This is a genomic window from Chryseobacterium sp. C-71 (assembly GCF_020911865.1).
GTDB lineage: Bacteria > Bacteroidota > Bacteroidia > Flavobacteriales > Weeksellaceae > Chryseobacterium.
In genome coordinates this window covers 3,210,805-3,225,909 of the sequence record NZ_CP087131.1, presented here as the reverse complement: position 1 = coordinate 3,225,909, position 15,105 = coordinate 3,210,805, and the positions used below count along the sequence as shown (strand labels likewise).

The 15,105-nt window shown below is 35.5% G+C and carries 12 protein-coding genes and 1 pseudogene; 5 read left to right on the top strand and 8 right to left on the bottom strand.

Annotated features, from left to right (window positions below; translation table 11 throughout):
- Window positions 1-77: 77 nt before the first annotated feature.
- The gene (der, locus tag LNP04_RS14835) at window positions 78-1,388 is read right to left on the bottom strand and encodes a ribosome biogenesis GTPase Der (protein WP_229983695.1); all 1,311 of its coding nucleotides are present in this window, start codon (window positions 1,386-1,388) and stop codon (window positions 78-80) included.
- A gap of 227 nt (window positions 1,389-1,615) precedes the next feature.
- Here der and LNP04_RS14830 point away from each other — a divergent pair.
- From LNP04_RS14830 to murA, 4 genes and pseudogenes are all read left to right on the top strand, one after another.
- Window positions 1,616-2,080: pseudogene (locus tag LNP04_RS14830) on the top strand (heme-binding domain-containing protein).
- A gap of 8 nt (window positions 2,081-2,088) precedes the next feature.
- Window positions 2,089-2,502 (top strand): thiol-disulfide oxidoreductase DCC family protein, encoded by a 414-nt coding sequence (locus LNP04_RS14825; protein WP_229983694.1) that lies wholly within the window; start codon window positions 2,089-2,091, stop codon window positions 2,500-2,502.
- Window positions 2,503-2,618: 116 nt separating this feature from the next.
- Window positions 2,619-3,284, top strand: coding sequence for a DUF4290 domain-containing protein (locus LNP04_RS14820; RefSeq protein ID WP_229983693.1), 666 nt, complete (start codon window positions 2,619-2,621; stop codon window positions 3,282-3,284).
- Entirely contained in the window at window positions 3,284-4,591 is a 1,308-nt protein-coding gene (gene murA, locus LNP04_RS14815; protein WP_229983692.1) for a UDP-N-acetylglucosamine 1-carboxyvinyltransferase, read from the top strand. Before LNP04_RS14820 ends, murA begins: the two co-directional genes overlap by 1 nt.
- A gap of 165 nt (window positions 4,592-4,756) precedes the next feature.
- Here the strand turns inward: murA and LNP04_RS14810 are convergent, their stop codons facing one another.
- From LNP04_RS14810 to LNP04_RS14780, 7 genes are all read right to left on the bottom strand, one after another.
- On the bottom strand, window positions 4,757-6,751 hold the full coding sequence (locus LNP04_RS14810) for a DUF2207 domain-containing protein (RefSeq protein WP_229983691.1): 1,995 nt from the start codon (window positions 6,749-6,751) through the stop codon (window positions 4,757-4,759).
- A 10-nt stretch (window positions 6,752-6,761) separates the two neighbouring features.
- A complete protein-coding gene (locus LNP04_RS14805) occupies window positions 6,762-8,699 on the bottom strand; it encodes a DUF2207 domain-containing protein (protein WP_229983690.1) in 1,938 nt (645 codons plus the stop codon).
- Window positions 8,700-8,786: 87 nt separating this feature from the next.
- A complete protein-coding gene (locus tag LNP04_RS14800) occupies window positions 8,787-9,338 on the bottom strand; it encodes a LemA family protein (protein ID WP_229983689.1) in 552 nt (183 codons plus the stop codon).
- A 107-nt stretch (window positions 9,339-9,445) separates the two neighbouring features.
- Window positions 9,446-9,751, bottom strand: coding sequence for an NIL domain-containing protein (locus tag LNP04_RS14795; RefSeq protein WP_229983688.1), 306 nt, complete (start codon window positions 9,749-9,751; stop codon window positions 9,446-9,448).
- 170 nt (window positions 9,752-9,921) lie between these two features.
- Window positions 9,922-10,575 carry a YiiX/YebB-like N1pC/P60 family cysteine hydrolase gene (locus tag LNP04_RS14790; RefSeq protein ID WP_229983687.1) on the bottom strand — a complete coding sequence of 218 codons (654 nt, stop codon included), beginning with the start codon at window positions 10,573-10,575 and terminating at the stop codon, window positions 9,922-9,924.
- Window positions 10,553-11,008: a DUF1801 domain-containing protein gene (locus tag LNP04_RS14785; RefSeq protein WP_229983686.1), complete on the bottom strand. Its 456-nt coding sequence runs from the start codon at window positions 11,006-11,008 to the stop codon at window positions 10,553-10,555. Before LNP04_RS14785 ends, LNP04_RS14790 begins: the two co-directional genes overlap by 23 nt.
- A 99-nt stretch (window positions 11,009-11,107) precedes the next feature.
- A complete protein-coding gene (locus LNP04_RS14780; RefSeq protein WP_229983685.1) occupies window positions 11,108-13,615 on the bottom strand; it encodes a fibronectin type III domain-containing protein in 2,508 nt (835 codons plus the stop codon).
- A gap of 283 nt (window positions 13,616-13,898) precedes the next feature.
- Here LNP04_RS14780 and LNP04_RS14775 point away from each other — a divergent pair, with 283 nt between their 5' ends.
- Window positions 13,899-15,104: a pyridoxal phosphate-dependent aminotransferase gene (locus tag LNP04_RS14775; RefSeq protein WP_229983684.1), complete on the top strand. Its 1,206-nt coding sequence runs from the start codon at window positions 13,899-13,901 to the stop codon at window positions 15,102-15,104.
- The last annotated feature ends 1 nt before the right edge of the window (window position 15,105 follow it).

Below are 15,105 nucleotides of genomic sequence, written 5' to 3'. Positions count from 1 at the left end.
TGAAATTTAAAATAAAATCCCTCTCAGAAAATTACTGAAAGGGATTATTTTATGATTTTAAATCGAAATGAATACGATTATTTTTGTCTGAAATACACTTCAATAGGAACTCCGGTGAAACCGAATTCTTTTCTCAACTGATTTTCCGTAAATCGTTTGTACGCTTCTTTCACATACTGCGGTAAATTACAGAAGAATACAAATTGTGGCGACGGCGTCGGAAGCTGTACACAATATTTGATTTTGATAAATTTCCCTTTGTTTGCAGGCGGCGGAGTACGTTCGAAAATAGGAAGCATTACCTCATTTAATTTTGAAGTTTTGATTTTCTTCTTACGGTCTTCATACACAACCATTGCCATTTCAACAGCTTTAAGGATTCTCTGTTTCGTTAAAGCGGAAACAAAAAGAATTGGAATATCACTAAACTGACCGATTTTTTCTTTGATTGACTGCTCGAAATCTCTAACGGTATTTGTTGTTTTATCTTCAATCAAATCCCATTTATTAACAACGATGACGATTCCTTTTCTGTTTTTCTGAGCCAAACCGAAAATATTCATATCCTGCGATTCCCAGCCCAAAGTTGCATCAACCATAATGATCACAACATCAGAAAATTCGATTGAACGAATGGATCTCATTACAGAATAGAATTCCAGATCTTCATTTACTTTAGATTTACGACGCATTCCTGCAGTATCTACCAACACAAACTCGTGACCAAATTTATTATAAAGCGTCTGAATACTGTCTCTTGTAGTTCCTGCAACATCTGTTACAATGTTTCTTTCAGCATCAAGCAAAGCATTCGTTAAAGTAGATTTCCCTACGTTTGGACGACCTGCAATGGTAATTTTTGGAAGACCTTCGAATGGATCTTTGTAATCCGTTGTCGGAAAATCATTAATTACAGCATCAAGAATCTCTCCTGTTCCGGAACCTGTAGCTGAAGATAAAGTGTAATATTTTTCAATTCCTAACTGATAGAATTCTGTAGCTGCCAATTCTTCTTTTGAAGAGTCAACTTTATTAATCACATGATAAACCGGCTTTTTAGATCTTCTCAACATCTCATGAATCTCATAGTCGGTATCTGTAAGGCCTTCTTCTACGTTCATCATAAAAATAATTGAGGTCGCTTCATCAATGGCCAGCTGAACCTGTTTTGAAATTTCTTCCTGGAAAACGTCTTCGCTATTCACCTCATAACCACCTGTATCAATTACAGTAAAGTCTACTCCACTCCAGTCAGATTTTCCGTAATGACGGTCTCTGGTAACACCGGAAGTAGAATCTACAATAGCTTCTCTTCTTTCAAGCAAACGATTAAAAAGTGTGGATTTTCCTACGTTGGGACGCCCAACGATTGCAACAATATTTGACATAAAAAATGTTTAATAACCCTTGAGATGTACTCAGGAGCAGATTATCAATGGGTTACTCCAACTATTGGAGCCCAATTTTTTTGCAAAGATAAGGTTTTATAATTTAACATTTAAATTCATATATTCTAAATAGTTAATCTACAATTGAATAGTCAATATTTTTTTCTAAATTTAAACTTTAGGCATGAGATGTGATTTAATTAAATGTCTTTCTAAAATATCATTGTATGAAGAAAATACTTATTATTTTTTTGGTTGCATTTATCATCATTCAGTTTTTCCCAATTGATAAAACAAATCCGCCCGTTAATGAAGGAATGGATTTTTTGAAAATTAAAAACACTACTGAAAATGTCGCTAAGATTATCAGAAGTTCTTGCTATGATTGTCATTCAAATGAAACAAAATATCCTTGATATTCTATCATTGCGCCATCATCCTGGTTTTTGAAAAACAACATTAATGAAGGCAGAAAACATTTAAACTTCTCTATTTTTGCAACTTACGAACCGAAAAGACAGATTCACAAAATGGAAGAATGCATTGAAATGATCGAAAAGAAAGAAATGCCTTTAGAATCTTATTATATCGGTCATCAGGATGCCAAGCTAACCGATCAACAAAGAAAAGAACTCGTTATCTATTTCAAAAAACAGATAGAAGACACACAAATAAAAAATGCAATAAAATAATTGAAATCATGGAGGAAAAATGGAAGGATAAACACATTGTATTTTTTGACGGCGAGTGCGGCGTCTGTAATTTTTGGGTACAATGGATTTTAGAAAGAGACAAAAAAGACCAGTTTATGTTCGCTTCACTGCAGTCTGACTTCGGTCAAAAATTCCTTTCCGAAAGAGGTCTTGAAACCAAACAATTCAACACCATGTATTTGTGGAAGCCTAATTCTTATTATTTAATTAAATCTCAAGCAGTTTTAAAAATCGCAGATTTATTAGGCGGAATTTACAAACTGTCTGTGATGGGAAAAATCTTCCCTTCATTCTTAAGAGATAAGATTTATGATAAAATTTCTGAGAACAGGATGAAAATTGCGAATCAGAAATGTTATTTACCAACTCCTCATCAAAGAAAGAAATTTATAGAAATTTGATTAATTTAAATTTTGGTATCTGATAAAATAGTGGAAAACTTAATTTTTTATTAAATTATAACAATCATTTAAGTTTTTCTGACTGATTTTTTTATTAATCCATATATTTGCATATTATGGAATATAACACCCAAAGAACTCAGCTTAATATGCCGGAATACGGCAGAATCATACAACAGTTGGTTGAGCGTTGCAAAGAGCTTTCTACAAAAGAAGAAAGAAACGAAATGGCAATGGCAATCATTGATTTTATGGGTCAAAGAAACCCACAACTACGAGACGAAGACAATTACAAACATAAACTTTGGGATCATCTGTATATTTTGGCTAAACATGATCTTGACATCGATCCTGTTTACCCTTTCCCAACCAAAGAAGAACTTGAGGAGAAACCCAAAAGAATGGAATATCCTAAACTTCAGGGTGATTTTAAATTTTACGGAAAAAGTATTCTTCAATTAATAGAAAAAGCAATCGAACTGGAACCGGGAGACGAAAAAGAAGCTCTGATCGAAGTAATTGCCAACAACATGAAGAAGTCTTACAATGTTTATAATAAAGAGCATGTAACTGATGATGTGATCTTCCGTCACCTGAAAGAATTATCGTCTAACAGACTTGATTTAACGAATATTGAATCACTTGACAAAAGTAAGATTTACTACGCTACCGCCAACCGTAATAATCTGAACAAGAATAATAACCGGAATCAAAGCAATACTAACAACAATATTAACAAAAGAAGATTCACAAATAACAACAATAATAAGAATAGAAGATAATGAGTGGGACATTTCAAATAAGAGGAGGAAAAAGACTGCAAGGTGAAATTACTCCACAAGGGGCAAAAAATGAAGCTCTCCAAATCTTATGTGCGGTTTTGTTAACAGATGAGGAGGTAAGAATTAAAAATATTCCCGATATTCATGATGTCAACAGATTGATTGAGATTTTAGGAGATTTCGGGGTAAAAGTGACTAAAAATGGTCACGGTGATTTTACTTTCAAGGCAGACAGCGTTAATTTTGATTATATTAAATCTGACGAATTTAAAAAAGATGGTGCCAAACTAAGAGGTTCAATTATGTTGATGGGTCCAATGCTGGCTCGCTACGGTGAAGCTTACATGCCGACTCCGGGTGGCGACAAAATCGGAAGAAGAAGATTAGATACGCACTTCCAGGGATTGGTAGAACTGGGTGCCGAATTTCATTATGATGAGAACGAATATTTCTATTCATTAAAAGCTAAAGAACTTAACGGAAAATTCATCCTTTTGGAAGAAGCTTCTGTAACGGGAACTGCCAATATCGTGATGGCAGCAGCTTTAGCAAAAGGAAAAACAAGAATTTACAACGCAGCATGCGAACCTTATCTGCAACAGCTTTGTAAAATGCTGAACAGAATGGGTGCCAATATTTCAGGAATTGGTTCAAATTTATTAACGATTGAAGGCGTTACAAGTTTGAACGGAACAGAACACACAATGCTTCCGGACATGGTGGAAATCGGTTCATGGATTGGTCTTGCAGCCATGACAAAATCTGAAATCACCATCAAAAATGTTAACTGGAACCAGCTTGGCGTTATACCAAATACATTCAGAAAACTGGGAATCGAGCTTGAGCAAAGCGGTGATGATATTTACATCCCATCTCAGGAACATTATAAAATTCAGAAATTCATCGACGGATCGATCCTTACGATTTCCGATGCGCCTTGGCCAGGATTCACTCCAGATTTGTTATCAATCATCTTGGTAGTGGCTACACAGGCAAAAGGAAGTATTTTGGTACATCAGAAAATGTTTGAATCGAGATTATTTTTCGTGGACAAACTGATTGACATGGGAGCGCAAATTATCTTGTGCGATCCGCACAGAGCAACAGTAATTGGTTTGAATCAAGAATCACCACTTCGTGGAACAACAATGGTTTCTCCCGACATCAGAGCCGGAAATGCACTTTTGATTGCTGCCCTTTCTGCTGAAGGAAAATCAATCATTCATAATATCGAACAAATTGACCGTGGGTATGAAAATATAGACGGAAGATTGAAAGCAATTGGAGCGGATATTGAGAGAATTTAATAAGAAGGAAGTTAGGAGCTGGATGATGGAAGTTTTTTGAAGTCTACAGAACCTGCGATACCTTTTAAACAAATGAAAAAGCGTTTAGAATTAATTTTCTGAACGCTTTTATTTTGTCAAATAGATTTGAGCCGTTGAGGTTTTTGATAATTTCTGTAAAACAAATTACCAGCCGCCACCTCCGCCACCACCTCCGCCGCCGCCAGATGATCCTCCACCAGACGAACCGCTAGAGCTGGAACCTCCTGAATAGGATGAACCGCTTGAAGATCGTGATGAGGAAGACGATGATGAAGAAGAAAAGCTGCTTACAGGAGCAACGGTTGTTCCTTTCAATGTTGTGGTAAATGAATTGGCAAAACCATAACTGAAATGATTTTGAATTTCTCTATACGGTTCGTCTGCATCAATTGTTTCTTGCATTTTATCTCTGAATCTTTTACCCCAAATTCCTTCAACGCCGAAAACAATGGCGTAGGGAAGAAACTTTTCATATACATCGGAAGTCATTTCAGGAGGGTTATGAAAATTCAATTGGTTTTCTTCAGCCGCACCGAGGTACATTTTAAACCCTTCAATTTCAGATTTCATTTTTACCTTTTCAACACTTGGCTGATTAATAAAATACCTGAATACAAATAGAGAAATAATTGAGAAAATTAAAAATTTAAAACAATTAGATTCAAATGAAGAAATATCGTCAGAACCTACAAATGCTAGAAAAAACATAGGCATCATAATTGTTGATGCAAAAAACAAAACCACCAATATTACAATTTTGTTTTTATCACTCCAAATAGCCACTAAAATCGCCGCAAAAATACCACCAAAGATTCCTATCACAATTGCCATCCCCAGGACGGTAAATTCCTGAGTAATTAAAGAATTAATAACAAGGGCAAGAAAAAAACTCACAAGAATAATTTTTAAAGCTTTATAAATAAGTTTATGATTAGACGTTTTCTCAACAAAAATCTTATTCTCTTTAGTGATCAATTTTTCAAAATCTTCAACCGCATTTTTGAGCTTTGAATTATAAGTACCATTGACGGAAACCTTTTCTTCTTTCACGAAAATCTTTTTTAAAAGCAGTTTTTGATCACTCTGCAAATCGTTTTCGCTTTTATCGAGTTTTTTTAATGTAAAAATTTTAGACAAATAAGTTTCCTTAATATCTTTCACCTCATCAATATCAACAAAACCTTTTACAGAAAGATCGACGAGATTTGCGGTAACCAGATTAGCATCAAATTCACCTTTATCAATATAACCCAAAGATGCAGGTGAAAGATTATTTGGCGCATTGAATTGTGGAATCACAACTGGTTTTTCAGGATCTCTACCGTATTTCTTCCAATTGTTATAGTAGAAAAACAAAAGATAAATTCCGATTAAAAACAGAGGAAAACTTTGCCAGTTTCGGTCAATCCATTTTAAAAAACCAGATGGCTCCTTTAAAATTCCTGCTTTAAAACCTACGGCAACGGTTAGATTTTCATGTTCTTTCAAATTATTAGCCTTAAAAACAATCTGTGTTGAAGATAATTTTTCGCTGGTGCAGTTTTTATCTGTGCTTCCGTGAATGCCTGTATAACAAGAATTTTGGAGAATATCTGCATTCTTTGACAGATGAATCGTAGCGCTAATTTTTTCCACCGGAAAAGACCAATCTGTACCGTTGACATTCCAGTAAAACTCGTCATACCCTTTGAAATGACCAATCTGATCCTGCGTTCTATAAACAATTTTGTAGCTGTAAAAACCCTCACTCAGCTGGTAATCTTTATCGCCAATATAAATATTAAAAACACCATTTTGCCTTTCGATGTGATAAGGCTCTTTTATACCATCTTTTTCTACAGAAATTATTTTGTAAGTAATTTTTTCCTTTCCTCCATTGATATTCCTAATGGTTGGCAAGGCACGGAAAATTCCCCGCCTGATTTCATTACCACGAGCATACACTTTTATAGTTTCCGTTACGGTAACATCAGCGTTTTCTGCAATTTTTATATCAGAATGAAAAGAAACAATTCTTTCTCCCTGGACATTAGTTTCCTCGGCAAATTCTGATGCATCAACCGGCAATTCAACGATGTTTTCCTGTGCAAAAGCAAGAAAACAAAAGAAGAAAATAATGATCTGAATAAATTTTTTCATATCTAAATTTTTACCAGCCGCCTCCGCCGCCTCCGCCACCGCCGCCTCCGGAAAATCCTCCGCCGCCCGATCCTGAACCAGAGCTGCTTCCCGAACTTGATGGTTGTGTAGCTGATGACTGTATTGATTGTGTCAAGCTGGAATTAAGAACACTTGCCATTGCAAAATGATTCATCGATGAGCCAACATACCAATTGCTTTGATATTCTGTAGACATTTTCGTCAGCAGTGCATCAAATTTCTTCCCCCAAATTTCATCAACTCCCAAAACCATTGCAAAAGGCAATAATTTTTCAAAGGATTCCGGGGTCATTGTGGGTGGATTGTGAAACTTCAGTTGTTCGTTTTCTGCCGCTCCCATGTACATTTTGAAACCATCAATCAGAGATTTCTTTTTTAGTTTTTCTTCGGAAGGTCTTCTGATCAGAAACTGATAAATAATTAATGACGTAAATCCTAAAACAATAAAAATATAACAGATATTGAAATTATTATCAATGGTAAATTCGTTATGATTGAACATCAACGCTCCCAAAATAATCAAAATGATTGCCGGAATAATCAGGAATATTTTAAATAAAACCGGGAACACTTTGAAAAGATACCCTGTGATTAAAAAACAGACCAAAAGAATAACGTACAAAAATCCGCCAACAATCACTTTCTCAAACTCAGGAAACATTTTAAAGCTTAGAAGCAGTCCTAGACCGTAAACCACAGTCATTAAAATCAATGGCAGGTATAATTTGTTGGTATTATTTCCTTCATTCAATAATTTGTTATGCTGATAGGTAAGCGAAGACTGAAAACTTTTAACAGTTTGTTCAATTTTAGAATTGTATTCTCCGTCAAATTTCACAGTGTCAACCGTTGTGAAAAGATTGTTCATCAAATTAATTTCCTCAACAGGTAATTTTTGATCTGCATTTTGTAGTTTTTTTACTGTAAACTTTTTTGATTTAAATAAACCTAAAACACCCGGATCTTTAGTTTCTATAATCTGAATATACCCTTTCACAGCTAAATTGACCAAAGCCGCCGTAAGATATTTATTTTTAAAAGTTTCGCTGTTGATAAATCCTAAAGAAGCAGGTGAAAGATCATCCGGCGAATTGAATTGTGGGTAAACAACAGGTTTTTCAGGATCAACACCATATTTTCTCCATGTTGAAATATAATAAATAACCATCCCTAAAAACACAATGATTCCGGCAATCAAAATCCCGAATCTTTCCAGAAAAGTGGGCGGCGGCGGCGCAATCATCACCCCTTTTTTGAAACCTACGGCAATCGTAAGACCTTCTTCTGAACCCAAATTTCCCGCATTCCATTTGATCGAATGTTCTGAAATAACTTTTACTGTACAGTTTTGATCAGTACTTCCCTGGCTGCCTGTGTAACAAGAATTTTGCAAAATCCCTGCACCTTGCGGAAGATTGACTGTTGCGGAAATCTGATCAACGGGAAAATCCCAGAAAGTTCCGTTGACGTTCCAATAGAATTCATCATACTTTTCAAAAAAACCGATTTGTTTTTCTGTGGTATATTTTATTTCATAATCATAGTCGCCCGGTTCGAGAATAATATCTTTGTTTCCAAAATAAATTTTCAGAAAGCCATCTTCATATTCCTCATGATAATCTTCATCGACGCCGTTTTTCTTTACAGAAACGATGTTGTACTGTACTTTCTGAGTCGTGTTATTGATATTTCTGGTCAGCGGAAGTGAACGAAAGATGCCTCGTTTTATTTTATCTCCCAGACTGTGAACTTTTATTTTTTCGGTAACCGTTATCGCTGAATTTTTATCAACATCAATATCGGCGTGAAAATTCATAATCCTTTCCCGCCCATCGATGATAGACAATTGATCTGTTCGGATCGGCTCTTCCTGAGCAAAATTTAAACTAAAGAATAAAAGGAAAAGTAACTGTAAGAAATTTTTCATACATAGATTTTATTATTTGGTGGTCGTATGGTATCGCCTTTCTACATTGGCATTCATCTTTAAAACCAATAAAAGCGATTTCATTTCTTAAAATTTCACTGTCGGAACTTCTCTGTCTGCAATATTTTCAAGCTCAAAGAATTTGGCTTTTTCAAATTTGTACATATTGGAAACGACATTGCTTGGGAAAGATTCTACCAATGTGTTGTTTTCTCTTGCCGTTCCGTTGTAGTATCTTCTTGATTTTTCGATATCGTTTTCTATAGAACTCAATTCTGCCTGCAATTGTTGGAAATTGGCATTTGCTTTCAAATCCGGATATTGTTCTGCTACTGCAAATAAATTCACCATCGCCTGGTTCAGATTTTTTTCTGCTGCTTCCTTACCTTCTACAGAATCTGCTCCAACAGCCAAATTTCTTGCTTTGGTGACGTTTTCAAGAGTTTCACGTTCGTGAGTTGCATATCCTTTTACCGTTTCAACCAAATTCGGAATCAGATCGTGACGTTTTTTAAGCATGACATCAATACTACTCCACGCTTCCTGAACTAAGTTTTTCAGTTTTACGAGACGGTTATAAATTGAAACTCCGTAAAGGACAATCAATACAAGAACTCCGACAATAATAAGTGCAACCATAATTTTGTAATTTATTTTAAAATAAAAATAAACTTTTTCTCGGAGAATTGAATAAAAAAAAGCGCTCAATAAATTGAACGCCCCTCAAACTATATGGACTTACAGCTTTATGAATACTTTCTGCAGGTATAATCGACAGTGGTATTCAGAAGTTTATTTTTATTCAGGAAAAATTCTAATTGCTCAGATTCTTCGTTTGTTGCATTAACGTGTAACTGAAATGAACCAAAATTTGCTCCGTTCATATACTCCACATTTGCGCTCAGTACTTTATAGCAAATTCCCATCTGTTGGTAAATTGCATTCAAAAGATGGTCAAACTTCATTTTTCCATTCAGTTCTACTTCGATGATCAAATCTTTTTTGATAAGGTGTACATTTTTTGGCAAAGCCTGCAAATTTGGCGTAATCATAACTAAAACAATTTTTGATTAAACAATACTTTCTGAATTACATGTTTTGAAATATTTATCCGTTAATTCTTTGACAAAAGTATAAAAAAATATTAGTCTACCAAATTAGTAGAGTAATATTTTTTAATTTTAACCTAAAAAAAAGAGAAACCTTTCAGTTTCTCTAGTATTTACAGTTCTTTTATACGTTGTATTTTATCTGAAGCGGCTAATCCGTTGGGATTACACCCGGGTTCACCTTCGGGAACTTTGAGATTTTTCTTAGCATAAAACTCTTCCCAAAATGTATTTATTTTTCCGGTTTTAGGATCAATGAAAGTCATGGGTTCTAATTTAAAAATATGATTTTCTCTAAATGACCTTTCGATATAATCTGAACAGTAATAAGAATTTTCGTCTAAAATATAATTGAAATTATAAGGTTTTCCTAACATTGAATTAGCTTTTACAATGGCGTCAGGAATTAGCTTTTGAAACTCAGGCTTTAATCTGTACACCACTACTTTTTGACCATCATTTGCCTGATCTTTTAGAAATCCATCGAAATTCTGTTTTTGAGAGCCTCCTTTTGGAGCAGCGTGTAATACAAAAATTCCTGTTTTGTCTTTTTGTAAAATTCCGATATGATCGAAGGATGCGTTTTTTTGTTTTTGAGTGACATTATTAATTGCGCCCGACAGTCCGCTTTCTTTTGCGGTGACGAAAAGTAAATCTCCATTCTTCAAACCTGAAGTTTGAGAATTTTTACAACTTAAAACAAAAAGAAGAATTGCAAAAAAAGAGATTAATTTCAGGAATGATCTATTTTTTAAAATTAGTTTCATAAATATTGATCCATTCATCTACAGTCATTTTTTTACTCAGTTCAGCAATTAATTCGAAAGGAATTTCATCCATTTTTTTGAAACGCACACAAGATTTCCCCATATCCAGCTTTCTTTTTGAGTGTTTCGGATATTCAGCAACAAACCAATCTAAAAACTCTGGTTTTGCATACATTCCCATGTGATACAGAGCGATAAAGTTCTTCTGTGAAGCCACGCTCATAAATGGAAGTGCTGTGCCTGGCGCACAATGGTAACCGTCAGGATAGGTTTCTAAAGGAACTTGCCAACCTACCATCCCATAACTCAATCCTTTTTGGAAGCCCTCCGGTAAATTTTCAGTGATGGTATCCAATAGTTTTTTGAAAACCTCTTGTCTCTCTTCAGGAATTTGAGAAATATAATCTTCTACAGATGTCGCAGGAATTTGCATGACTTTAAATTTAGATTTCAAATTAACAAAAATTGTAGCACATAAAAAAGCAGCCATACTTTCATATAGCTGCTAAAAAAAATAATTCAAAAAAATAGCTTATCTCTTAATTGCTTTAGTGACAGACTGACTTCCGTCCTTAAAGTTTACTTTTACTAAATACATTCCTTCTTTCAAGTCGCTTACACGAATCTCTTTAGAAGAATCATTTACTAGTTTCACTACACGCCCAGCAACATCATAGATCATTACAGACTTGATATCTTTTGTTTCTGAGATGTAAAGTACATCTTTGAAAGGGTTTGGATGAATAGAAAGTTTCTTTTTAACTAAAGTTTCTGTTGTGCTTAATGCGTTTTTGTCTTCCCAAATAACATCATCCCAGTAGTACGATTTACTGTCTGCAGTATTTTTGATTGCCAGTCTTGCATTTGCAGGAACTGTATTTGGAATCTCAACAATGTACTCAGCTCCAGAAGTATAGTTTGTATTAGCGAGACTTAATGTCTGAATATTCACAAATGTTGTAGCATCTGTTGCACTTGTAACATATCCCACATTTAATGATCCTGTCGCCGTACCCGTTCTCGCTTTAAATCTTAATCTATGAGTTCCTGCAGAGATATTTGAAAACTCAGGTAAAACTACCACTGATGGATTTTGAGAAGTCGTACTATACTGATAAATATTTCTGATCCCAGATGCCGGGGTCGTCGAGCTGATTTGCTGTGTGCCACTTGTTGTGATAATTCTTGCCCAACAATTTGGTACAATACTAACCGAAGATCCATACGATTCAAAATCTTCAAATAATGATGGCGTCGCACCGCATGTTGTTTTGAAACTTGCCTTGTAAGTCCAAGTACTTTTATCAGTACCACTACAGACCGACCGCATATATAAATCGTAAGAATGACTTGCATTTAATCCTGAAATAACACCAAAGACAGTGTTTGCAGGGAAAGTTCCGCTTGCAGGAGTCGAAGCATTAGGAACAAATGTACTTACAGGAGTGTAGAAATATTCATAACCATTCGCTGCACCAGTACTTGGAGCCGTCCATGAAACATCTACCGAGTTTACACCGGCATTAGCCAAAGTGATATCTGATGGAGGTAAACAAGAAGGTATAGGCTCCCAGACAACATCATCCCAATAATACCCTTTTCCATCCGCTGTATTTCTTATTGCCAATCTTGCATTAGCAGGAACCGTAGAAGGTATAACTACACCATAATCAAAATTTGTAATATAAGTGGTATTTGCTATACTTAGAGACTTTAATAACACAAACGTACTTGGATCTGTAGCATTTGTTACATAACCTACATTTAAAGTACCTGTTGCAGCACTTACTCTAGCTTTCAATTTTAGCCAACGAGTACCTGCATTAATATTACTTAATGCAGGCAAAACTGCAGTTGTTGGCACTTGTGATGTCGAACTCGTCTGATAGACATTTCTACTTCCAGATGCAGGAGAAGTACTACTAATCGATAAAGTACCCGTCGTAACAAGTCTACCCCAACAATCAGGCAATACAGCTGCTGCTGCATAGGCATCAAAATTTTCAGACAGTGATGTCACCGCACCGCAAGCTGATTTAAAATTTGTTCCGTATGCCCACTCTCCTGTTGTAGCACCACAGTTTGACCTTACCCATACATAGTATTGAGTATTAGGTACTAATGCACCAATTGATGTTGTTATCCCAGTAACTCCAGCGACAGAAGGTGCAGCAGTGCTACTTGGTGCAACAGTAGCAGAAGTATAATATACATCATAATTACTTGGTGGCGTTGACGGTGCAGTCCAACTTACAGTGGCAGAAGTTGCAGCAATTGCAGACGCCGTAATTGCAGTTGGTGCAACACAAGAACTGTATTTATCTGCGGAAATAGCAAATACACTAAGTAGTCCAGAACCAGATGTTTTAGTTATAGCAACACTTGTAATAGTTTTAGATTGATTAGCAGCATCTATTGCCATAGGAATTTGATACATCCTAGGATTTGTGCCACCAGCTGCATCAACTACATCAGTATCAATTTTCACTCTACCAATACCTTGTATTGCAAATCCGGTTGCACCGTACCAATCTGAAACAGCCAAGCCGGTAAATGTTTGAGTGGTACCATCACTAAAATTTACTACTGCACTCAAAACACCAGAGCCACCACCACCAGTTGTCAAGAGATATAAATTATATGCAGCAGTAGCTGTCGCAAACGAAAGAGTTCCCGTATCACCAGTAGCACTTAATTTTAAAGTATTTTGACCAGTGTAAGGAGCTAACTGATAAGTAAGTCCTTGCGTTGTGGTTACAGCACCCCAAAACTGACCAGTAATCGGAAGTCCAAAAGTAAGTACTGGACTTGCTGCTGTTGGTTGATAATCTTTGGACAAATAGGCATTATTTTCCGTTGTAGAACTCCCGTTGTCTATGGGGATAGTTGTACTTGATGCCGCTGGTCCAACGCCATTTGCAATTGCATCACCATTAAACCCACCTGATAATGCTACAGGATAATAGTACTGAGCCGATAAGCCTGAGGAAGCTAACACAAAAACCAAACTAGCAATTCCCAAAAATCGATTTATTTTCATATTATTAATTTAAACTTCGCAAATTTAAAAATAAATCACAATAAAACAATTTAATTTAAACAAATCACAAAACATTAATTTAATTTAACACAAATTAAATAATTTAAATAATTGGTTAAAAATAACAAAACAACACCAAAATAAATAAATGAAAAAGTTTAATTAACAAATAATAGTAAAACATTAAACATTATTTAATATTAAATTAAAATATTACATTCCAGCATTTGCATTTCACTTATTAAGAATTTAATCTTATTTTTGTGCATACAAATTTTAAACAATGCCGAACATCTCAAACAGAGCACAACAGATGCCACCTTCACCGGTAAGAAAACTGGTTCCATTCGCCCTTCAGGCAAAACAAAGAGGAACTAAAGTTTATCACCTAAATATCGGGCAACCCGATATCGAAACTCCGGAAACAGCTCTTAATGCTTTAAAAAATATTGATTTAAAAGTATTGGAATACGCTTTATCAGAGGGAAATATTGAGTACAGAAAAGCATTGACAGAGTATTATCACTCCTTAGACTTTACAGATTTAACGCCAGATAACTTCATTGTAACCAATGGCGGATCTGAAGCTTTGAATTTTGCAATTTCTACACTATGTGACGATGGTGACGAAGTGATTATTCCGGAACCTTATTATGCAAATTACAATGGTTTCACCAGCACCTTCAATGTAAATGTAGTTGCAGTACCTTCTACAATCGACACCGGATTTGCATTGCCTCCGATTGAAGAATTTGAGAAAAAAATCACTGCAAAAACAAGAGCAATCGTCATTTGCAACCCAGGAAACCCAACCGGGTATTTATATACAAGAGAAGAACTTCAGCAATTGGCAGAGATTGCTTTAAAATATGATATTGTCATTATTTCAGATGAAGTTTACAGAGAATACGTTTATGATGGGAAACAGCAAATTTCTATGCTGGCTTTTCCCGAATTAAGCGAAAACTGCATTATCATCGATTCAGAATCTAAGCGTTACTCAATGTGTGGGGTAAGAATCGGATGCCTTCTAACCCGCTCTAAAAAAATTCATGATGCAGCGATGCTTTTTGCACAGGCGAGATTGAGCCCTGTTCTTTTAGGACAAATCGCAGCAACTGCCGCTCATCAAAATGACGGAGCCTACATCAGAGCAGTAAGAGAAGAATACACTCATAGAAGAAATGTTTTGGTCGATCTATTAAACGCTATTCCTGGTGTGATTTGCCCGAAACCTAAAGGCGCTTTTTATTGTGTAGCCGAGCTTCCGGTGGATGATACAGAAATATTCGCTCAGTGGTTATTAGAAAAATATTCTTTGAATAACGAAACCATCATGATTGCACCAGCGGGTGGGTTTTACAGCAATCCTGAATTAGGAAAAAAACAAGTAAGAATTGCTTACGTTCTTAAAGAACAGGATTTAAGAAAAAGCGTTGCGATACTGCAGGCTGCGTTAGAAAATTACAATTCAGACAAACGTCATTAAC